Genomic DNA, 21,837 nt, shown 5'->3' with positions numbered 1-21,837 from the left:
GGCCTACTCCATTTTGACATAGGTGCCCGGTGCGTCCTCCAGCGCGCCGGTCATTTCGGGGGGTGAAATTTTGTCGCCTGCCCGCTTGGACAGCCATTCCGTCCAGGCGGGCCACCAGCTGCCTTGGTTCATCTCCGCGGCCTCGAGCCAGTCCTCGGGTGTGAGCGTGTTTTCATCGTCGCGGATGGTGTGGATGCGGTAGTGGCGTCGGTTGTGGCCGGGTTTCGACACGACACCGGCGTTATGGCCGCCATTGGTCAGGGCAAAGGTGACGTCGGCATGGCCCAGATCGTGGATCTTGAACACGGATTTCCATGGCGCGATGTGGTCGGTTTCGGTGCCCACGCCGAAGATGGGAACGCGGATGTCGCGCAGGGAAACAGCCCGCCCGTCGACATGGTAGCGTCCGGTCGCAAGGTCGTTGTTGAGGAACATCTGGCGCAGATATTCGGAGTGCATCCGCGCGGGCATCCGTGTGCTGTCGGCGTTCCACGACATGAGATCGTTCATCTCCGGTTCGGCCTCGCCCATGAGGTAGCGGCGGATCACCTGTGACCAGATGAGGTCGTTGGACCGCAGCATCTGGAAGGCGCTCATCATCTGGTCAGCTTCGAGGCAGCCCTGTTCGTCCATCACATCCTCGAGCACGGAGACCTGGCTTTCGTTGATGAAAAGCATCAGTTCACCCGCCTCGGTAAAGTCGGTTTGGGCGGCCAGAAGCGTGAGGCTGGCCAGTCGCTTGTCGCCGTCGCGGGCCATTTGGGCGGCGGCGATCGACAGGAGTGTGCCGCCGAGGCAGTAGCCGGTGGCGTGGACCTTGTCCGTGCCGGTGGTGGCGCAGATGTGGTCGAGGGCGGCCATTGGACCCTGTTTGAGGTAGTCCAGCATTCCGAGGTCTGCATCCTCGCAGGTGGGGTTGCGCCAGGAGATGGCAAAGACCGTGAAGCCCTGTTCGGTGAGGTAGCGGATCATCGAATTGTCGGGGCTGAGGTCGAGGATGTAGTATTTCATGATCCAGGCGGGCACGATCAAGATCGGTTCCCGATGTACCGTGTCTGTCGCTGGCGCGTACTGGATCAGCTCCATCAGATGATTGCGGAAGACGACCTTGCCTTCGGTTACGGCGACGTCCTTGCCCACGATTTTGGTCGGTTTCTTGCGGGTGCCCTGAAGGGTGTTCTGCGTGTCTGCAAAGGCGTGAAACGCGCCTTCGATCAGGTTCTGACCGCTGGTTTCCGCCGTTCGTTTGAGCGCTTCCGGATTGGTGGCCAGGAAGTTGCTGGGCGCCATGGCATCAAGCATCTGGCGGACCATGAAGGTCATGGCCCGATCATGGGCGGGGGTGAGGCCGGGGATGTCGGAGGTGGCGCTGTTGGCAAAGTCTTCGGCCAGAAGGAAGGCTTGTGCCCAGGCGGAGTAGGGGGGTTTTGTCCAGAGCGGGTTGGTGAAGCGGCGGTCGGTTTTCTTTGGATGTGCGGGCCAGTGTTTGGGGTCGGTGGGGCATCCCTTGGCCATGAATTGCAGCCAGCTGGTCCAATTTTGCTGGGCTTGCCGGGCGAGGGCCAGTTGTTTGTCGGGGGCGGTTGCGAGGTGCAGGGCCCAGTCGGTCCACATGTTGATTTCGGCAGCGGGGGATATGCCGTGCGTCATGGAGGACAGCAGTTTGCGGATCGGGTGATCTGGCAGTGCCTTGGTTGGATTGGGTTCGTTCTCGAAGTCCTTCATCTGCGCGCCTCCGCCTGATGGTTCTGGTCGCAGGTAGGAATGCAGGTGCAGCATCACAAGCGTGAGACTGCCGAACAGGTCGGCGGAAACTTGCCATTTGCGTCAGTCAGGTTGGTGAACGCGCGTTATCGGTACTTCGGGAACACTTTGATTGGCATTGGGGCGCGGTTTTCTAAGTAAATTTGTGCTTTTTGTTGACGCGCACCGGGTCGGGGAAAGCCCTTGATTGGTTATTTCTGTTAGAAATTTGGTTAAGTTTGTTAATTCGTTACGGGTCGGGAAAGAGTCAGGGAATCCAAGCTGTTGGTTTTGTTCGCTGTTCCTGATGTACCGAAGATGCGTTCCCGTTGTACCGAAAAGCCGTTCCTGATGTACCGATGTGGTTGTTCCTGATGTACCGATAGAGTGTTCCCGTTGTACCGAGTCACCAGATCGGATTGGCCTCGATGTATTTTTTGGCGAAGGCACGGAAGGCCGCGTTGGCGTTTTTGACCGGTTCGTCCTTTTTCGTGGCCCATTCCTGCCATGCGCCGAGGATGTACTGAATGTCGTATTCGGGGTTCGCGTGCTTGACCTCGGTCAGCACGGAGTGGGCGACGTCGAGGTTCTGCGATGTCGGTACATCGGGAACATTTTGGTCGTCGAATTTCGGCTGGAAGCGGACCAGCGCCTGCTTGCCCTTGGTCTTGAACGGGGTGGAAACGGCAGCCGGATCCACGATTTCGACATGGTAGTCGGGGATGGTCCCGGCCTCGCAAATCTCGTTGATGCGGAACTTGAATTTGCGTTCGGTGTCGATGGAGCCGCATTTCTCCGCCAGTCGTTTGATGCCGATGTACCACTCGGGCTGGCGACCCACATGTTTGCGGGCAAGCTCGTAGAGGCGGCGTTCTAACCCTTTGGAGAGGCGGAAGTAATCGCGGTTGATGGTCAGGACGCGCCGGTCCTTGACGATGGCGTTGAACATCCAGCGGTTCATGGTGACTTCGACCGCGCCCATGACCTTTTGCCCGCGCCGGTTGGTGCGTTCGATGACGCGCCAATCCTCGATCCAGCCGAAACCGCGGCGTTCGCGTTCGTCGCCTGCGGTGATGTTGGTGAGGATGTTGGTGGAGCGGAGGCGGTCGAGCGCGTCGAGGAACAGCTCGTAGGCGCGCTTGCCGGAGCTGCGGCCCGTGACCTTGAGGAAGTCGTAGGCGGAAAAGGTGATCGTCCTGTCCTGGATGGTGCTTGAGGTGTCCACCTCGAACCGGCCGCTCTCGATGCGTTCGTTCACCAGCGAGGTGAGGTAGATCAGGATGTCCTTGTCCCAGATCGTGGCGATGCCCTTGTGGCCCGGCTGAATCTCGATCTTGACGGTCCCATCGTCGAAGACGAAGGGCGTCATGCGGGGCCGTTTTTGCAGGGAAAAGAAGGGAAACTCCATCAGGGCGCGCTCGTCCTTGACGGGCGCGTCGGCGAGTTGATCGAGGAAGAGGTCTACCTGTTTGTCTGACACGTCCGTTCCCGATGTACCGAATCTGGCGTGTTCCCGTTATACCGAGTTTTGCGTTCCCGATGTACCGATATTTTCAAGATGTTGTTGTGGCGGTGGATTTTGGCACAAGTCGACCTTGAAAGCCGTGCCGCGCATCGCCTTTAGCCCGAGCCGACAGAGGACTTGTGCAGCCGTGCCTGACCGGGTGAGACGCCAAACCGCTTGGTGTAGGCGCGGGTGAAGCTGGCCGGTTCCGAATAGCCCACGCGCCACGACACCGCGTCCACATGAAGGCCAAAGACTTCGAGAAGATCGCGTGCGCGGGACAGCCGCGCGTCCAGATACAGCTCGCGGAAACTGGTGTGTTCTTCGGACAGGCGGCGTCGCAGGGTGCGTTCGGTGGTGGCAAGCAGGTCGGCCACGGTCTGGATGTTCAGCTCTTCGCCGATGTTTTCGTGGATGACGTCCCTGACCTTTTGCGACCAGAGGTCCGGCTGCACATCCGGTTGTTCGAGCAATGCCTTGCATTGGTCCACGCAGTACTGGAACGTGGCCGGGTCCGACTTCGGCAGGGGCTCATCGAACAGCGCGGAGGAGAACGACAGCGCGAAACCGGGCATCGATCCTTTGACCTCGGTGCCGATTTCCTCTTCGATATCATTTACATAGCGGGTGTCCGTATAGGGCGTTTCGACCACCATGTCGTTGAAGTCGGGGGTGCCGAGCATCTCGGCAATGAAGTCCATGGTGATCACGGACTGTGCTTCGATCGCGAAGGTGTGCGTGTCTGGGGGAAGGTCCGTCATGTCGAACCTGATCCGGACCCGATCACTCGTTTCCTCGACCGAGTAGGTGGTCAGTCCTGTCGAGAGCTTCATGAATTCGATGGAGAGCCGGGCCGAGGCCCGCAAGGTCGGTGCGGTCAGCAGGGCAAAGCCGTAGACACCATAGGCAAAGGCGTGCAGCTTGCGGCCTGCGCGCGCGCCCAGTCCGATGTCCCGAGGCGCGCAGCGAACGATGTTGCGGATCGCCTGCACCTCCTGAAGCCAGGTGACCTGCCTGTCGGGTTCGACCAGTTCTTCGTATGCAAGATCGGTGTCCTTGAGGACCTCTGCCGGGTCCAGGCCCATGTCCTGTGCAACATCGCAAACGGCACGGATGCCGGTTGCAGTGCGCAAGTTGGACAGCTGTCTCATGTGCGGCAGGTATGTATTTGGCCGGAATTATCAAGCATCTGTCCGAAGATGCCATTTCGTCATTCTGTCGTGTCTATAGCGTTGGGAATGAAAGAATTTTTCCCGGTCTTTGTGTGAATTGCGAGGTGTTTGCGGTAGGTCGCCATCTCGTTTTTTTGTCAGGAAGGCCGGGATGCGCAATGGCAAGATGCGAGGGCTCAGATGAAATCGCCACTTATCCCCACCACCGCAGGATTGATCCTTTTGTCGGGTCCGGCCTTGGCCGATCTGGAGTACACGCTGGGCTCCGGTGCGACGGTCACCTTCTACGGTCAGCTCAACCCGGCCATCATCTCTGTCGATGATGGGCGCGACACTGAAACCAACCTGCTGGACAATGATCTGTCGAGCAGCCGTGTCGGCCTGCGCTATGCCGCCGCTTTCGGCGACAGTATATTTCGTTTCCGGCTTGAGACTGGTCTGGGCCTGCCCAACTCGACCGAGGTGAGCCAGGCCGGATCCGACTACAGCCGCTTTACCCGCGATGACATCCGGCACTTCGACTTTTCGCTGGAAGGAAACTGGGGCCGTGTGTCGCTGGGGCAGGGCAGCATGGCTGCGGACGGTGTGGCCGAGGTGGACCTGTCCTATGTGGGCACGGCGCTGTATTCCTACACGGCGGATTCCAATGCCAGTTTCCTGTTCCGGGATGGCTTTGACGTGCTGAGCGGGCCCGCGATTGCCGACACCACCGACAACTTCGATGGTTCCCGCCGGGGGCGCATCCGCTACGATTCACCGGATATCTCCGGTTTCACCTTTAGCGCATCCGCAGGTGAGAACATTCTCGATCAGGAAGATGAGGGTGAATATTACGACGTGGGCGTATTCTACAACGCCACCATCGGGGGCGGCGCCGAATTGTCGGCGGGTCTGGCCTACCAGCGCCGTGATCTGAACACTGCGGATCGGTCGGACATCGTCGCCTCCGCCTCTGTCCTGTTGCAGAACGGGTTGGGATTTACCGTCGCAACCGGGGATCGTGATGACGATGCGGGCAGCGATCCGCGTTACTACTATGCCAAGGTAAGTTACGAGGCCGATTGGCTTGCCATGGGCAAGACCGGGTTTGGTCTGCACTACTGGGACGGGTCCGACTTTAACGTGGATGGGTCGGATTCGGATGTCTGGGGCATTGGTGTCGTTCAGGAGGTCAGCCGCCTGAACACGGATCTGTACCTGACCTACCAGGAATACGACTATTCCGACGGCACCGGCGATTTCCAGGACAATTCCACCATCGTTCTGGGGGCATTGTGGACGTTCTGAGGTCCTGACCCTGCCATGGCCCGCTGGCGTCAGATGCGCGGGCCATCGGCATCTTCCATCCAATCATTCGCCAGGTTGACGCAGGTCAACGCACCCGTGCCATCCCGTGCCTAGACTACGGGCTGAGCCCTGCCGCGTCCGTGAGTTCAGAAAAGCCCTCGCACCATGAAGATGAAGTTTCCGACCGCCTATACCATCCTCTTTGCCCTGATTGCGCTTGTCGCCATCGCCACGTGGTTCGTGCCTGCCGGTGAATACGAGCGTGTTGCCAGCGAGGCCCTGGGCCGCGACGTGCCGGTGCCGGGGACCTACCAGACGGTAGAGCCGAACCCGCAGGGCATTATTGATGTCTTTCTGGCGCCCATCGCGGGCTTCTACGATCCGGGCAGTTACGAGGCGCGGGCCATCGACGTCTCGCTGTTCGTGCTGGTCATCGGGGGCTTTCTGGCGGTCGTGACCAAGACGGGGGCCATTGATGCGGGGATCGCCACCGCCATGCGTCGCCTGAAGGGGCGTGAGCGGTGGATGATCCCGATCATGATGGCGCTTTTTGCGGCGGGCGGCACGATCTATGGCATGGCCGAGGAGTCGCTGGCCTTTTATGCGCTGATCATCCCGGTAATGATTGCCGCCGGATACGATGCCCTGACCGGGGTTGCCATCATCATGTTGGGGGCCGGGGTGGGCACGTTGGGCTCGACCATCAACCCGTTTGCTACCGTCATTGCGTCCGATGCGGCCGGCATTTCGTTTACGGATGGGATCAACCTGCGCCTGGCTCTGCTGGTGGCCTGCTGGCTGGCTTGCGTGGCTTACGTCATGCGCTATGCCGCGCGGGTGCGGCAGGATCCGGCGCGGTCCGTCGTGGCCGACATGGAGGCCGAGAACAGGACGCATTTCCTGAAGAGCGCTGATGCGGGTGAGATCGCATTCACGGGCCGTCACAAGATCATCCTGATCGTCTTTGCCGCCAGCTTTGGCGTGATGATCTGGGGTGTGGCCGCGGGCGGCTGGTGGATGGCCGAGATGTCGGCCCTGTTCCTGGTCGCCGCCCTGATCGTCGGCGTGATCGACTGGATGGGAGAGGAGCGTTTTGTCACCACCTTTGTCGATGGCGCCCGCGATCTTCTGGGCGTGGCGCTGATCATCGGGATCGCGCGCGGCATCGTTGTCGTCATGGATGCGGGCAACATGACCGACACCGTTCTGTTCTGGGCCGAGGGGGCCGTGCAGGGGTTGGGCGAGGTCGCCTTTATCAACACCATGTTCGGCTTGCAGGCGGGCCTGTCCTTTCTGGTGCCGTCGTCCTCGGGGCTTGCTGTGCTGACCATGCCCATCATGGCGCCGCTTGGCGATTTTTCGGGTGTGGAGCGGTCGCTGGTCGTGACCGCGTACCAGTCCGCGAGCGGTTTGGTGAACCTGATCACGCCGACCTCTGCCGTGGTGATGGGTGGGCTGGCGCTGGGGCGGGTGCCCTATGATCGCTGGATCCGTTTCATGGTGCCGCTGCTGATCGTGCTGAGCGCGATCATCATGTTGGGTCTCAGCATTGCGACCATGGGCTGAGACATGAGCGCAGCACCCGATATTTCCGCCCAAGGGGCAGGGCAGGGGGCCGGGCTGGGCCTGATCGCCTGTACGGCGCTGGTCGTGGGCAACATGATCGGGTCGGGTATCTTCCTGCTGCCCTCTTCGCTGGCGGCTTACGGGTCCATTTCGCTGGTGGGCTGGCTTGTCACGGCGGCGGGCGCGCTGGTGCTGGCCCTGATCTTTGGGCGGCTGGCGCGGATTGCGCCGCGCACGGGCGGCCCATACGCTTACGCACGGGACGGGTTCGGCGATTTTGCCGGGTTCCTCGTGGCGTGGGGCTATTGGATTGCGCTGTGGTCCGGCAACGCGGCCATTGCTGTTGCCTTTGCTGGCTATCTTGGGTTTCTGCGGCCCGAGATCGGGGAGAGCCCGGTGGCCAGTGTGACGGCGGCGCTCGGGGCGATCTGGCTGCTGACGTGGCTGAACGTTCGGGGTGTGCGCGAGGCGGGCATTGTCCAGATCCTGACCACCGGCATGAAGCTGTTTCCGCTTCTGGCGTTGATCGTGCTGGGTGTCGCCTACATTGATCCGGGCAACTTCACGCCCGTCAACACGAGTGAGGTCGGTGCGATGTCGGCCATTTCCGCCTGTGCGGCGCTGACATTGTGGGCCTTTCTGGGCCTTGAATCCGCCACTGTGCCTGCGGGTGATGTGGACGCGCCGGAGCGGACCATTCCGCTGGCGACGATCATCGGCACGGCGTTGACCGCCCTTGTCTATATCGGCGTCACTGTCGTGGCCCTTGGCGTGATCCCGTCGGCGGAGCTGGTGGGGTCGAATGCGCCGCTGGCGCTGGTCGCCGGGGCGATCTGGGGTGCGGGCGGGGCGGTGTTCATCGCCCTTGGTGCCTGCGTGTCGACCTTTGGCACGCTGAACGGCTTTACCTTGCTGAGCGGGCAGGTGCCGCTGGGAGCGGCGCAGGATGGCGTATTCCCCAAGGCATTTGCGCGGCTAAGCGCGGGCGGCACGCCCGCCTTCGGTCTGATCGTGTCCAATGCCCTGGCCAGCGGTCTGATCCTGATGAGTTTCAGCGAGAACCTGGCCCAGCAGTTCGAATTCATCGTCCTGCTGGCAACCCTGTCCACGTTGTTTCCTTATCTGCTGTGCGCGCTCGCCGAACTGGCGCTGCGTGCACGCGGTGCGGTCGGCCATGCGCCGGGTGAGATGGGCAAGGTTATCGGGCTCGGTGCCCTGGGCTTTGTCTATTCCATCTGGGCGATCTTCGGGTCGGGGGCGGAGGTCGTGTTCTATGGCTTCCTGCTGCTGATGGCGGGGGTGCCTGTTTACGTCTGGCAGTGCTGGGCAAAGGCCGGTGATTTCAGCGAGGAAGGATCAACGTGATGTCCGGATTTGGTGTGCATTCAGAGATCGGGACGCTGCGCAAGGTCATGGTCTGTGAGCCCGGCCTGGCCCATGCGCGGCTGACCCCCGGCAACGCATCAGAGCTTCTGTACGATGACGTATTGTGGGTCAACAAGGCACGTCGGGATCATGCCGATTTCCGCATGAAGATGGAGGAGCGTGGGGTCGAGGTGCTCGAGTTCCAGGCCCTGCTGGCGACCACGCTGAAAGATGCCGAGGCGCGCGCTTGGGTGTTGGATCGTCGTATCACGGAAAACCAGGTCGGCGTCGGCATGTTGGGCGAGTTGCGCGGCTGGTTGGACGAATTGCCTGCGCGGGATCTGGCCCGGTTCCTGATCGGTGGGATCGCCGTGCAGGATTTGCCGTTCACCCCCTCCGGCATGTTCGGCAGCTATCTGGGCACCCTGGGCTTTGTCATCCCGCCGCTGCCCAATACGCAATTCACCCGCGACAACAGTTGCTGGATTTACGGGGGCGTCACCGTAAACCCGATGTACTGGCGGGCGCGCAAGCCCGAAACACTGCTGGTGACGGCCATCTACAGGTTTCATCCCGATTTTCGGGAGGGCGATTTCCAGATCTGGTGGGGCGACCCGGACAAGGATTATGGACCGGCCACGGTCGAAGGCGGCGACGTCATGCCCTGGGGCAACGGCACCGTTCTGATCGGTATGGGTGAGCGCACCACGCCGCAGGCCGTGGGGCAGGTGGCCAAGGCGCTGTTCGCCAAGGGTGCGGCCGAGCGGATCGTGGCTTGCCAGATGCCGCGCAGCCGGGCCGCCATGCATCTGGATACCGTGTTCAGCCAGTGTGACCGCGAGACGGCGACCGCCTTTGTCGAGGTCTGCAACGAGATCACCTGCGTCAGCCTGCGCCCCGGCAACCGCGAGGGTACGATCGATTTTCGGCAGGAGGACAGCCACCTGTTCGACGTGGCTGCCGAGTGCCTGGGCATCAAGGCGCTTAACATCGTGCAGACCGGCGGCGATGCCTTCAACCAGGAGCGGGAGCAGTGGGACGATGGCAACAATGTCGTCGCCCTCGAACCCGGCGTGGTCGTTGCCTACGACCGCAACACCCACACCAACACGCTGCTGCGCAAGGCCGGTGTCGAGGTCATCACCATTGCCGGGTCCGAACTGGGCCGGGGCCGGGGCGGGGGTCACTGCATGACCTGCCCGATCTGGCGTGACCCGGTGGCGTATTGAGACAATGAAAGGACGAGCCCCATGGCCTTTAACCTGAACGGCCGCAGCTTTCTGAAACTGCTGGATTTCGATCAGCGCGAATTGCGGTATCTGCTGGATTTGGCGCGCGATCTGAAGCGGGCGAAATATGCGGGCACCGAGCAGAAGCATCTGGTCGGCAAGAACATCTGCCTGATCTTCGAAAAGACCTCGACCCGGACGATGTGTGCCTTTGAAGTGGCGGCGATGGATCAGGGGGCGGGGGTCACCTACCTTGGGCCGTCGGGGTCGCAGATCGGGCACAAGGAAAGCATGAAGGACACGGCCCGTGTGCTGGGCCGGATGTATGACGGGATCGAGTATCGCGGGTTCGGGCAGGATCTGGTGCAGGTGTTGGCCGATCATGCGGGTGTGCCCGTCTTCAACGGGCTGACGGACGAGTTTCACCCGACCCAGATGCTGGCCGATCTGCTGACCATGCAGGAACATGCCGAGAAGCCGCTGCATGACATCAGCTATGCCTATGTCGGCGATGCGCGGTCGAACATGGGTCATTCGCTGATGATTGCGGGCTGTTTGATGGGCATGGACGTGCGCATTGCGTCGCCCCGAGACCTGTGGCCCACCGATGCGTTCCGCGGCCCGGCAAAGGAGGCGGCCAACACCTATGGCGCGACCCTGACCATCACCGAAGACCCGGTAGAGGCTGTGAAGGGCGCCGATTTCGTCCATACGGATGTCTGGGTGTCGATGGGCGAGGCGGATGAGGTGTGGGAGCGCCGGATCACCCAACTGACTCCGTACCAGGTCAATGCAGACCTGATGGCGGCCAGTGGCAAGTCCAGCACGAAGTTCATGCATTGCCTGCCCGCCTTTCACAACACCGACACGGAGGTCGGGCAGGAGATATTCGATAAGTTCGGGATCTCCGAGATGGAGGTGACCGAGGAGGTGTTCGAGAGCCCGGCCGCCCTTCAGTTCGAGCAGGCGGAGAACCGGATGCACACGATCAAGGCCGTTCTTGTGGCCACGTTGGGGCGCTGATCATGCGGATTGTCACAGCCTTGGGCGGCAACGCCCTGTTGCGTCGGGGTCAGGCCCTCACTGCCGAAAACCAGCGCGCCAACACCGTCATCGCGGCCAAGGCGCTGGCCCGGATCGCGCTGGATCACCAGTTGATCGTGACCCATGGCAACGGGCCGCAGGTGGGCCTGCTGGCCTTGCAGGGGCATGCCTACAAACCCGATGAAGCCTATCCGCTGGATGTGCTGGGGGCGCAGACCGATGGCATGATCGGCTACATGATCGAACAGGAGCTGGGCAACTGGCTGCCCTTCGAGACGCCGCTTGCCACGCTTCTGACCATGGTCGAGGTGGACCGGGACGACCCGGCCTTTGACGCGCCCACGAAATTCGTCGGTCCCGTGTATGACAAGGAGGAGGCGGATCGCATCGCGGCCCAGAAGGGGTGGCAGATGCGGGCCGATGGCGATGCGTGGCGGCGGGTCGTGCCCTCGCCCCTGCCGCGCCGCATCTTTCAGCTGCGCCCCATCAAGTGGCTTGTCGAGCAGGGGACGGTTGTCATCTGCGCAGGCGGCGGGGGCATTCCCACTGCCTACAACGATGCGGGCGATCTGGAGGGGGTGGAAGCGGTCATCGACAAGGATTTTGCCTCGGCCCTCTTGGCGCGGGAGATCGGTGCCGACCTGTTCATCTCTGCCACGGATGCCGAAGCCGTCTTTCTCGACTGGGGCACACCGGATCAGCGCGCGATCAAGATCGCGTCGCCCGACGCGCTGGAGCGGCACAGCTTTGCCGCCGGGTCGATGGGGCCGAAGGTTGCGGCAGCTTGCCAGTTCGTGCGCAAGACCGGCAAGACGGCGGCCATCGGCAGCCTGTCCGATCTGAGCGGGATGGTTGCAGGCAAGCGCGGCACGCTGATTTCGACCGACGTGACGGGGATCACCTTTCACGACACGCCGCCCGAGCGCGGCCCGGTCATAGGAGAGGCGGTGCGGCATGGTACGTGAGCTGATCCGCTATTCGCAGGTGCTGGAGATCGTGGGCGACACGCTGAAGGTCCACGTGCCTGAACAGGCGGGAACGGACAGCGTGGTGCGTTATGGCGATCTGGCCGTGGTCAAGAGTGTCGATGGGGCGTCGTCATTGGCGCAGGTCATTCGGATTGAGCGCGATGTTGTGAGCCTGCAGGTGTTTTCGGGCACGAAGGGCATTTCGACAGGGGCCACGGCGACCTTTCTGGGCCATCCTATGCAGGCGCCCTATTCCGGGAACATTCTGGGCCGTGTCTTTGACGGGGCAGGAGCGCCGGTGGATGGTGGTCCGGACCTGAGCGGGGAGCCGCGCTATGACATTGGAGGTCCGTCGGTGAACCCGGCGGAGCGTGTGGTGCCGAAGCGCATGATCCGCACCGATGTGCCGATGATCGATGTGTTCAACAGCCTCGTTGAGAGCCAGAAGATCCCGATCTTTTCCGTCTCGGGCGAGCCCTATAACCCGTTTCTGGCCCGCATCGGCATTCAGGCGGATGCGGATGTGGTCGTCTTTGGCGGCATGGGCCTGATCTTTGACGACTTCCATACCTTCCGGCAGTCGTTTGAGGATGCGGGGGTGTTTTCGCGGACCGTCATGTTCGTCAATCAGGCGTCGGATCCGCTGGTGGAGCGGTTGCTGGTGCCTGATCTGGCCCTGGCCGTGGCCGAGAAGTTCGCGGTGGAGGAGGGCAAGCGGGTGCTGGTCCTGCTGACCGACATGACCGCCTATGCCGATGCCATGAAAGAGGTGGGCATCAGTCAGGAGCGGGTGCCGTCGCAGCGGGGGTATATGGGCGATCTCTATAGCGAGCTGGCACGGCGGTATGAGAAGGCGTGTGACTACGCGAAGGGCGGGTCCGTCACCATTCTGGCGGTGACCACCATGCCCGGCAATGACGTGACCCATCCGGTGCCTGACAATACCGGTTACATCACCGAGGGGCAGTTTTACCTGCATTCGGGCGTGATTGATCCGTTTGGCAGCCTGTCGCGGCTGAAGCAGAATGTCGTGGGCAAGACCACGCGCGAGGATCACGGCCAGATCATGAACACGATGATCCGGTTTTATTCCGAAGCGCGGGATGCGGCGCAGAAGCAGGCGATGGCGTTTGAGCTGTCGGAGTATGACCGGCAGGTTCTGAAGTTTGGTGACCTGTTCCGGGCGCGGTTTATGGACATCAACGTGTCGATCGCGCTGGAGGAGGCGCTGGACCTGTGCTGGCAGACGCTGGCCGAGTGCTTTGAGCCTGCGCAGTTGCTGATGAAGCAACCGTTGATCGACAAGTATTTCCCCAAGGGGTCGCATGGCGCGGTTGCAGCTGAATAAATCCTCGCTTGCCCGTGAGGCGGCGCAGTTGCGCAGCTATGAGCGGTTTTTGCCGTCGCTGGACCTGAAGCGGCAACAGTTGATGGCAGAGCGCGCGAAGGCGGTGGCCGAGGTGGCCGCCTTGCAGGAGGAAGTGGACCGGCTGGCGGCCCAGGTGGGCCGCGATGTGCCGATGCTGAGCAATCGCGACATTGATTTGGGCGGGTTGGTGGAACTGACCGACTACCATCTTGCCGAAGAGAACGTGGTGGGCACGCGCCTGCCTGTCCTCGACCGGATCGAGGTGACGGTGCGGCCCTATTCCAAGATGGTGCTACCGCACTGGGTCGATCATGTGACGCATCTGCTGCATGACATGCTGACCGCGCGGTTGCGGGTGCAAGTGGCGCGGCAGCGGGTTGAGGTGCTGGACAAGGCGGTGCAAACCGTGACCCAGCGGCTGAACCTGTTTGATAAGGTGCTGATCCCCAATGCGCGGGCCAATATCAAGAAGATCCGGATTTATCTGGGCGATCAGCAGACCAGTGCGGTGACGCGGTCGAAGCTGGCCAAACGCAAGCGGGGGGTGGCATGAGCATTGCGCCCCTGAAGAAGCTGAGCCTTGTGGGGCCTGTGGCGGCGCAGGATGTGGCGCTGACGCGGTTGCAGGATCTGGGCGCGATGCACTTGCTGCCGATGTGCCCGGTTGAGAGCCGCGTGGAGAAGCGGGTGAGCCGGGAGGCGGAGGATGCCTATAAGGCGTTGCGCTTTCTGGCTGTGGTGCCTGGGCCGCGGCGGCAGGTGCGCAGCGATCCCGAGTTCGATGTTCAGGCCTTTGTCGCCGATGTGCTGGCGCTGAAGGACCGGCTGCGCAGCGCGCGGGACCGGCGGGATGCGTTGGCCAATCGGTTGGCGCATATGCAGCCGTGGGGGGATTTCGAGTTTCCGCCTTTGGAAAGCCTGGCCGGGCAGCGGCTGTGGTTCTGGCAATTGCCGGTGAAGCATCGCGCGGCGCTGCAATCGGTGGAGTTGCCCTGGCAGATCGTGGGGCAGGACACGCGCCATCTGTTTGTCGTGGTGCTGAGCCCGGAGGAGCCGCCCAGCGACCTGTTGCCCGTGCCGCGGGTGCATTTGGGGTCAAAGCCGGGGCGGGTGCTGGAAGCCGATCTGGAGACGGCCGAGATCGAGATCGAGACCCTGTTGGGCGAGCGGATGGCGCTGACGCGGTATCTGACGCTGCTGAGGGGCAAGCTGTCGGAAGCGGAGACGTTGGCGGAACGCGCCTTTGCCGACAGTCAGACCTTGGCCGATCCGGACCTTTTTGCCGTGCAGGGCTGGGTGCCTGAGGCCCGGGTGCCGGAGGTGGAGCGGACCTGTGCCGATCTGGGTCTGGCCGTTTTGATCGAGGCGCCGGGGCCGGAGGACACGCCGCCCACCTTGCTGGTGCAGCCGGATGATGCGGGGGCGGGCGTGGATCTGGCGAATTTCTATCAGGTGCCAAACTACCGTGCGTGGGATCCGACGCGGATGCTGATGCTGTCCTTTGCCCTGTTCTTTGCCATGATCGTGGCGGATGCGGGATACGGCGCGATGGTGGCGGTGGGTGTGCTGTTGTTCTGGCAGCGGCTGGGGGCCACGGCGGCGCTGCGGGCGTGGCGGCGGATGGGACTGTATCTGGCAGCAGCCACGATGGCCTTTGGCGTGATCGTGGGCAGCTATTTCGGGTTTGGCCCGCCGGAGCGCGGGGTGCTGGCGGGCTTTGCGGTGCTCGATCTGAACGATTTTGACACGATGATGATGCTGTCGATCCTGATCGGGGTGCTGCACATCTGCTTTGCCAATGTGATGGCCTTTGCTGCCAAAGCGACGCGCAGCCGATTTGGCAATCTGGGGTGGATTGCGCTGCTGGTCGGTGGGTCGATGCTGTGGATAGGGGGCCTTGAGGGGACGCCGCGCACTGTGGGCGGGGCGCTGATGGTTCTGGGGCTGGTTCTGGTCATGTGGTTTGCCAGTGACCGGCCCGTGCGCCAGCCCAAGGACTGGCTGTGGCGCGGGTTTGACGCGCTGAAGGGCGCTGCCGGGCTGATGGGCCTGTTTGGCGATGTGCTGTCCTATATGCGGCTCTTTGCGCTTGGGCTGGCCTCTGCGTCCCTTGCCATCACGTTCAACGGTCTGGCGTCGGATGTGATGGCGTCGGGATCGGGCCTTGCCCTTTTGGGAGGCCTTTTGATTTTCATCATCGGCCATGTGCTGAACTTTGCCCTCGCCATGATGAGCGGCGTTGTTCATGGCCTGCGGCTTAATTTCATCGAGTTTTACAAATGGGGTTTGCCCGAGGAAGGCGTCACCTTCCGGGCCTTTGCCCGCAAGGAGGTTCAGGAATGACGGAATTGGTGATTGCATTGGGCTGGCTGGGCATTTTTGCCCCTATGGCCCTGGGGGCCGTGGCCAGTTCCATCGGCTGTTCGATTGCGGGGCAGGCGAGCATTGGCGCGATGCTGGAGACCGAGGGTGGGTATGGCCGGTTTGTCGGTATCTCGGCCTTTCCGTCGACCTTTGTGATCTATGGCATCGTCATCATGTTCACCCTGAACCGTGAGGTGACGCTGGAGAATGCCGGGGGCCTGTTTGGTGTGGGGCTGCTGGCGGGTGTTGCGCTTTTGTATTGCGGGATCTGGCAGGGGCGGGCCTGTGCCGCGGCCATCAATGCGTCGAAGGAGAAGCCGCAGATCTTTGGTTTGGCCCTGGCCCCTGCGGCGATCATCGAGGGGTTTGGCGTTTTTGCCTTTGTCTTTGCCCTGGTCATCAGCGCGGGGATTGCGTGATGGCGGCAGAGCAGGAGACGGCCAAGGGGGTCGACGCGCTGATTGCACGGTTGCGCCATGACGGTGTGGCCGCTGGCACGGCAGAGGCCGAGCGGCTGGTGGCGGGCGCCGAAGCGCGTGCGGCCGACATCGTGGCCCGCGCGGAGGATGCCGCCGAAAAGACGCGGATCGAAGCCAAGCGGGCCGCTGACCGCTATGCGCGGGCGGGGGAGGAGGCGTTGAACACCGCGATGCGCGATGCGGTGCTGACCATGAAATCGACCTTGATGGCCCAGTTCGAACAGGATGTGCAGCGCATGGTGAGCGCCGAGATGTCCGATCCGGAGATGCTGCGCCAGATGGTGCTGGAACTGGTGGGTCGGGCCGGACAGGCGGCATCGGTGGGGCAGGGGGCCAGTGTCATCCTGCCCGCCGAGGTTGTTGGCCCTGAGGCGATCACCGCCAATGCCGATGACATCCAGTCGGGGGCGCTGACGCAGTACGTGCTGGGGCTGGCGCAGGATCAGTTGAAGGAGGGCGTGACGCTTTTCGCAGCCAGCGACCTGCATGGCGGTATCAGAGCCAAGGCGGGCGAGGATGGTGTGGCGCTGGATTTGTCGGATCAGGCCATTGCCGCGCTGTTGATGCAGCATTTGCAACCGCGCTTTCGCGCCGTGTTGGAGGGGGTGATCAAGTAGCCATGTCTGACCCAGATGCCTATGTCGCGCTGGTGGTGAGCCTGCCGAGCTCCGAGCGGCTGTTCGTGGCCAAACGCCCGCCCTTGTCCCGCTTGCGGTTGCAGCGGCGGTTGTCGGCGTTGAGCGAGGATGACGCGCGGACGCTGGCGCGGATCGAGGGCCTGCTGAGTTGGTCGGCTTATGACCGGGGGTCGGACCTGCACACGCTTGTGTCGCGGGCCAAGGTGCTGATGGCGGACCTGCCGCAGCGGACCCTGCGCCGGATCGTGGATGAGCGGATGGAATTGCGTACGGCCATGGCCGCCTTGCGGATGCGGCAGGGTGGGGCAGGGGCGCCGGAGGGCGCCTGGGGCTATGGCGTCTGGACCTCGCATATCGCGGCGAACTGGCGCGAGCCTGCGTTTGGCCTCGACCGGTCCATGCCGTGGCTGCGGCGGGCGGGGCAGCTTTTGGAGACGGGTGATCCGCTGGCCCTGCAACGCCACTTGCTCGATGTCACCTTTCGCCAGTTGCAGCGCCATGCCGGGCGGCACCATTTCGATTTCGAGGCGGTGGTGATCTACGTGCTGAAGTGGAACATCTTTGACCGCTGGGCCAAGGCTGATAGCGTGGCTGCCGCGCAGCGCTTTACCGAGTTGTCGGAGGAGGCGCTGCAGAATTTTCCCCATTTGCAGGCTGAAGGGGTCGGGGCATGAGCGTTGCCGCGTTGAAGCAGGAAACCGAAGCAGAGGCTGCGACGGCCCGCGTCGTTGCCGTGCAGGAGGGGCTGGTCAAGATCGAAGCCGTGGACCAGCCGGACGGCTCGCCCGGCGCCTTGGTCAAGAACGAAATGGTGTTCATTCTGCCCAGCCGTCTGGCTGCGGGTGGGCGGCAGGAGCGATTGAAGGCCGAGATCCTGCGCGTGCGCGGCAACACTGCTGACGCGCAGGTCTATGAGAGCACCCAAGGTGTCGCCGTGGGCGATCCGGTCATCCAGAGCGGTCAGCTTCTGTCGGTGGCGCTGGGGCCTGGGCTGCTGGGGCAGGTCTATGACGGGTTGCAGGCGCCGTTGAAGCAGGTGGCGAACGCCTATGGCATTTTTCTGCCGCGTGGCGCGGATGTGGATCCGTTGGACCGGGCGGCGAAGTGGTCCTTTACCCCGTCGGTGAAGCTGGGGGACCGGGTGACGGCCGGTCAGACCATCGGCACGGTGCCCGAGGGGCGGTTTACCCACAAGATCATGCTGCCTTTCAACTGGACCGGCACCTATACCGTGAACTGGGTGCAGAAGGGCGCCGTGACCGTCAATGACCCTGTCGCGCGCCTGACCTCGGACGGGGGAGAGGAGCATGTGATCCCCCTGTCGCAGCGCTGGCCGGTGCGGCGACCGATGGCGGGGGATTTGCTGAAGTCTGGTGCTGTGCGGCGGAAGTATCCCGATACGCCGGTGCTGACCTCGCAACGGTTGATCGACACGTTCTTTCCCATCGCGCGGGGCGGGACGGCGTGCATTCCCGGGCCTTTTGGGGCGGGCAAGACCGTGTTGCAGAACTTGATTGCACGCAATGCGCAGGTGGATGTGGTGATCATCGTGGCCTGTGGGGAGCGCGCGGGCGAGGTGGTGGAGACCATTACCGAGTACCCTGAGATGACTGACCCGACTTCGGGCGGGAGCCTGATGGATCGGACGATCATCATCTGCAACACGTCCTCCATGCCCGTGGCGGCGCGGGAGGCGTCGATTTTTACGGGCATCACGCTGGGCGAGTATTACCGCCAGATGGGACTGGATGTGCTGTTGATTGCTGACAGCACGTCCCGCTGGGCGCAGGCGATGCGCGAGACGAGCGGGCGGCTGGAGGAGATACCGGGCGAGGAGGGGTATCCTGCCTACCTCGAAAGCTCGATCAAGGGGTTGTACGAGCGGGCTGGCGTCATCACCGGCGTCGATGGGGCCACGGGCAGTCTGACCATGATCGGGACGGTGTCGCCAGCGGGTGGCAACTTTGACGAGCCGGTGACGCAGGCGACTTTGTCGACGGTGAAGTGCTTTCTGGGGCTGTCGTCGGAGCGTGCTTACAAACGGTTCTATCCGGCGGTGGACCCGCTGCTGTCCTGGTCGCGGTATCTGGAGCAGATGGCGGAGTGGTACGATTTGCATATCGAGCCGGGGTGGACCGGCAAGGTGAAGGCGATGCAAGACCTACTGGAACGCGGCGAGCAGATCAGCCAGATGATGAAGGTGACGGGCGAGGAAGGCGTGACGCTCGAGGACTATGTGACCTATCAGAAGGCGCTGTTTGTCGACATGATCTATCTGCAGCAGGATGCGTTCGATGGCGTGGACAGTTGCGTGCCGTTGGAGCGGCAGCAGCGTGTGTTCGCGTTGATGCAGCGGGTTGTCGATGCGCCGATGCCGTTGGATGACAAGGATGCGATCCGGGCGTGGTTCACCGAAGTGACGGGGCTGTTCAAGAACTTTCACTACGCTGCGGATGCTACGCCGGAATACAAGGCCTTGCTGGGTCAGATCGAGGCGAAGATCGCCGGGATGTGAGCGTGCGTCATGCCGCTGTCGAAGCGTTGCCGGTTCTTTTTTCGATGATCACGATGCCCGGTTTCAACGCGGGGTCGGCTGGTGTCAGCGTGAACCGTTTGCCCACCAGTTGCAGGGTCACAAGTGTGCCGTCCGGTGCATTCAACAGGTGGCCCTTGGCCCGCACGACGGCGTCGGTGTCGGCAAGCGATTGGGCCAGCGCATGGGCATCGACGGGACCCGGCGGCGTGACGGTGCGGGAGGTCAGTTCGATGTGGTGTGGCCCTGCGTCAAATGCCGTCGTGCTGTGGCGCGATGTTTCCGCCGACAGCACGTGGTGGAGGATGTCGTTGCTGTTTTCGACCAGTGCTGCGTCGTGGGCGTGGCGGCCGATATTGAACCGGCTGCTGTTGATCCGCTCCGGTGTGGCGAGGTCGGTCTTGGTCAGACTGACTAGGTCGGCTGATCCAAGTTGCCGAATGATCGTGTCGGCGAGGTAGCTGTCCTGCAGCTGTGCCGGCAGACCGTCCGCATCTGCGAGAACCACGACGCCCAACACGTGGATGCCGGTGCCGAACAGGCTGACAGCACCCGCGATCTTGCCCGGCAGCGCGACGCCCGAGGTTTCGAGCAGCACGTGGTCCGGCTTGGGGTCGAGCGTGCGCATCCGGGTCAGCGCCAGCATCAGGTCATCGCCGTAGGAACAGCACACGCATCCCCCTGCGAGCGCAATCAGGTCGTCGTCCTGTGCTTCGATCAGATCGGCGTCGATGGGCAGGGCGCCGAAATCGTTGACCAGCACGGCCAGCCGTTGCCCGTTTGAGTGGCGCAGGATCTGGTTGATCAGGGTGGTTTTGCCTGCACCCAGATATCCGCCGATGATCGTCAGGGGCAGGGGTGCGTCAGACATCTGCTGCCGCGAAGGGCGTGCCGCCGAGGACGGTGCCCCAGACGCGCGTGTCCTTGAGCCCTTCTACACCCATCTCTTCGGGGTCGTCTTCCAGCACGGCGAAATCGGCGCGTTTTCCGGTCTCGATGGAGCCCACCTCTCCGTCCAGGTTCAGGGTGTAGGCCGCGCCGAGGGTGATGGCGTGGAGCGCCTGGTCGAGCGTGATCTTTTCTGCTTCGCCCAAGGTTCGGCCCGAGGCCGTCTTGCGGTTCATCGCGCACCAGCCGGTGAACAGCGGGCCCAGCGGTGTGATGGGTGCGTCGGAGTGAATGGCAAAGGGCACGCCCTGCCGTGCAGCGGTGCCCGCGGCGTTCATGCGTTCGGCGCGCTCGGGGCCGACGGTCAGGTCATAGTGCTGATCCCCCCAGTAATGGTGGTGGTTGGCAAAGAGGTTCACGCACAGCCCCAGTTCCTTGATCTGCCGGAACTGTGCCGTGTCGGCCAGTTGGCAGTGCTGCAAGGTAAAGCGGTGATCGCTGGACGGTGCCTTGCGCAGCGCCTTGCGCATGGTGTCGATGACAAGTTGCGTCGCCTCGTCCCCGTTGGTGTGGCAATGGACCTGGATGCCCTTGGCCAGCGACGTTTCGAGGATGTAGGCGAGATGTTCGGGTGCGATGTACCACAGGCCATTGGGTGCGCCGTTGTAGTAACCGGGCGCGCGCAGGCGGGCGGAGAAGCCCTGGATCGAGCCGTCGACCACGATCTTGATCCGACCCAGGCGCAGCTTGTCGGTGCTTTGCGGCGCCAGTGCTTCGACATGTTTGATCAGGTCCTCGGGGCTGACACCGTGGTGAAAGCGCAAGGGCACGATGCGGGCCGGGAAGGCGGTGTTGCCCGTGACCTTGCGCAATGTGGCCACCGCCTCGTCCGGCAGGCGGGCGGCGAGGTCGGTGGCCGTTGTCACGCCCGCCCGCACGCAAAGCTTGCCAAAGCGCCACATGCCCTGTTCGTCACAGGACAGCATGTCACGGTCAAAACCCACGTGGATGGAAACGGGGCTCATCACGTCCGGGCCCTTCAATTCGCCCGTGGGCAAGCCGTCATCGCCCAGTGGCACCCCTTCGTGATTGATGCCATGCCGCAGGAGGCCCGCCAGTTCCAGCGCCTTGGAGTTCACGTTCATGATGTGGCCGGAGGCGTGCATGATCCCGATGGGGCGGGTGGTCGAGATGGCATCCAGCTGTGCGCGGTCCACGCGCTGGTTGTCGAAATAGATCGGATCGAGGGACCATGCGGGCAGGGGGGCGTCGGGGTCCTCAAGCCTGGCCTCTGCTGCGGCCAGCTTGGACAGGACGGCGTCGAGGTTTTTGCACCCCGCCTGCATGTCCCCCTCGGGTGACATGCGGTCGAAGAAGCCCACATAGGTGTGGGACCAGAGCGCGCCTTCCTGCAGGTGGCAGTGCCCCTCGACGAGGCCGGGCATCAGCACTTTGTCGGCAAATTGCGTGTCGAGATCATACTTCCCCCAACCTTCAAGTTCTTCGAGTGATCCGGCGCCAAGGATGATACCGTCGCGTATGGCCACATGGGTCGCGTGCGGCTTTTGCGGGTTCATTGTCAGGATCTTGCGGGCTGAGAAGATTTTGATCACGTGCCGGGGCCCTAGGGATGCAAAGGTCTGTCTTGCAACGCTAGGCGGTTTTCTTTTTGCCAAAAACTGGATTTA

18 protein-coding genes are annotated in these 21,837 nt (G+C 62.7%); 13 read left to right on the top strand and 5 right to left on the bottom strand.

Going from position 1 to position 21,837, the window contains the following annotated elements; all coding sequences use genetic code 11:
- Nucleotides 1-3 precede the first annotated feature (3 nt).
- The 3 genes from KUV51_RS18730 to KUV51_RS18720 all read right to left on the bottom strand — a co-directional run bounded on the left by KUV51_RS18730 (nt 4) and on the right by KUV51_RS18720 (nt 4,398).
- Nucleotides 4-1,725 carry a PHA/PHB synthase family protein gene (locus KUV51_RS18730; RefSeq protein ID WP_222522970.1) on the bottom strand — a complete coding sequence of 574 codons (1,722 nt, stop codon included), beginning with the start codon at nt 1,723-1,725 and terminating at the stop codon, nt 4-6.
- Nucleotides 1,726-2,149: 424 nt separating this feature from the next.
- Nucleotides 2,150-3,223, bottom strand: coding sequence for a replication initiator protein A (locus KUV51_RS18725; protein ID WP_222522969.1), 1,074 nt, complete (start codon nt 3,221-3,223; stop codon nt 2,150-2,152).
- A 140-nt stretch (nt 3,224-3,363) separates the two neighbouring features.
- Nucleotides 3,364-4,398, bottom strand: coding sequence for an AraC family transcriptional regulator (locus tag KUV51_RS18720; protein ID WP_222522968.1), 1,035 nt, complete (start codon nt 4,396-4,398; stop codon nt 3,364-3,366).
- Between the two features lie 201 nt (nt 4,399-4,599).
- Here KUV51_RS18720 and KUV51_RS18715 point away from each other — a divergent pair, with 201 nt between their 5' ends.
- The 13 genes from KUV51_RS18715 to KUV51_RS18655 all read left to right on the top strand — a co-directional run bounded on the left by KUV51_RS18715 (nt 4,600) and on the right by KUV51_RS18655 (nt 19,243).
- Nucleotides 4,600-5,706 (top strand): porin, encoded by a 1,107-nt coding sequence (locus KUV51_RS18715; protein WP_222522967.1) that lies wholly within the window; start codon nt 4,600-4,602, stop codon nt 5,704-5,706.
- Nucleotides 5,707-5,871: 165 nt separating this feature from the next.
- On the top strand, nt 5,872-7,272 hold the full coding sequence (locus KUV51_RS18710; protein WP_222522966.1) for a YfcC family protein: 1,401 nt from the start codon (nt 5,872-5,874) through the stop codon (nt 7,270-7,272).
- Between the two features lie 3 nt (nt 7,273-7,275).
- A complete protein-coding gene (locus tag KUV51_RS18705; protein WP_222522965.1) occupies nt 7,276-8,637 on the top strand; it encodes an amino acid permease in 1,362 nt (453 codons plus the stop codon).
- Nucleotides 8,637-9,866 (top strand): arginine deiminase, encoded by a 1,230-nt coding sequence (locus KUV51_RS18700; RefSeq protein ID WP_222522964.1) that lies wholly within the window; start codon nt 8,637-8,639, stop codon nt 9,864-9,866. Before KUV51_RS18705 ends, KUV51_RS18700 begins: the two co-directional genes overlap by 1 nt.
- 21 nt (nt 9,867-9,887) lie before the next feature.
- Complete coding sequence (argF, locus tag KUV51_RS18695) at nt 9,888-10,889, top strand: ornithine carbamoyltransferase (RefSeq protein WP_222522963.1); 1,002 nt, start codon at nt 9,888-9,890, stop codon at nt 10,887-10,889.
- Nucleotides 10,890-10,891: 2 nt separating this feature from the next.
- Nucleotides 10,892-11,875, top strand: a complete 984-nt coding sequence (gene arcC / locus KUV51_RS18690; protein WP_222522962.1) for a carbamate kinase — start codon at nt 10,892-10,894, stop codon at nt 11,873-11,875.
- Nucleotides 11,865-13,226 (top strand): V-type ATP synthase subunit B, encoded by a 1,362-nt coding sequence (locus tag KUV51_RS18685; protein ID WP_222522961.1) that lies wholly within the window; start codon nt 11,865-11,867, stop codon nt 13,224-13,226. The genes arcC and KUV51_RS18685 overlap by 11 nt, the downstream gene beginning before the upstream one ends.
- Nucleotides 13,204-13,800 carry a V-type ATP synthase subunit D gene (locus KUV51_RS18680; RefSeq protein WP_222522960.1) on the top strand — a complete coding sequence of 199 codons (597 nt, stop codon included), beginning with the start codon at nt 13,204-13,206 and terminating at the stop codon, nt 13,798-13,800. Before KUV51_RS18685 ends, KUV51_RS18680 begins: the two co-directional genes overlap by 23 nt.
- Nucleotides 13,797-15,590, top strand: a complete 1,794-nt coding sequence (locus KUV51_RS18675; protein ID WP_222522959.1) for a V-type ATP synthase subunit I — start codon at nt 13,797-13,799, stop codon at nt 15,588-15,590. Before KUV51_RS18680 ends, KUV51_RS18675 begins: the two co-directional genes overlap by 4 nt.
- Nucleotides 15,587-16,030 (top strand): ATP synthase subunit C, encoded by a 444-nt coding sequence (locus tag KUV51_RS18670; RefSeq protein ID WP_039689826.1) that lies wholly within the window; start codon nt 15,587-15,589, stop codon nt 16,028-16,030. Before KUV51_RS18675 ends, KUV51_RS18670 begins: the two co-directional genes overlap by 4 nt.
- A complete protein-coding gene (locus tag KUV51_RS18665) occupies nt 16,030-16,707 on the top strand; it encodes a hypothetical protein (RefSeq protein ID WP_222522958.1) in 678 nt (225 codons plus the stop codon). Before KUV51_RS18670 ends, KUV51_RS18665 begins: the two co-directional genes overlap by 1 nt.
- Before the next feature lie 2 nt (nt 16,708-16,709).
- The gene (locus KUV51_RS18660; protein ID WP_222522957.1) at nt 16,710-17,402 is read left to right on the top strand and encodes a hypothetical protein; all 693 of its coding nucleotides are present in this window, start codon (nt 16,710-16,712) and stop codon (nt 17,400-17,402) included.
- Entirely contained in the window at nt 17,399-19,243 is a 1,845-nt protein-coding gene (locus tag KUV51_RS18655; RefSeq protein WP_222522956.1) for a V-type ATP synthase subunit A, read from the top strand. The genes KUV51_RS18660 and KUV51_RS18655 overlap by 4 nt, the downstream gene beginning before the upstream one ends.
- A gap of 7 nt (nt 19,244-19,250) precedes the next feature.
- Here KUV51_RS18655 and KUV51_RS18650 read toward each other — a convergent pair whose 3' ends face one another.
- Nucleotides 19,251-20,132, bottom strand: a complete 882-nt coding sequence (locus tag KUV51_RS18650) for a CobW family GTP-binding protein (protein WP_222522955.1) — start codon at nt 20,130-20,132, stop codon at nt 19,251-19,253.
- Nucleotides 20,125-21,762 (bottom strand): amidohydrolase, encoded by a 1,638-nt coding sequence (locus KUV51_RS18645; RefSeq protein ID WP_315898848.1) that lies wholly within the window; start codon nt 21,760-21,762, stop codon nt 20,125-20,127. The genes KUV51_RS18650 and KUV51_RS18645 overlap by 8 nt, the downstream gene beginning before the upstream one ends.
- Nucleotides 21,763-21,837 lie beyond the last annotated feature (75 nt).

The sequence above is a fragment of the Tateyamaria omphalii genome, assembly GCF_019802125.1.
GTDB classification, from domain to species: Bacteria; Pseudomonadota; Alphaproteobacteria; order Rhodobacterales; family Rhodobacteraceae; genus Tateyamaria; species Tateyamaria omphalii_B.
The sequence above is the reverse complement of the archived record's forward strand: the minus strand, read 5'-3'. Positions and strand labels throughout refer to the sequence as shown.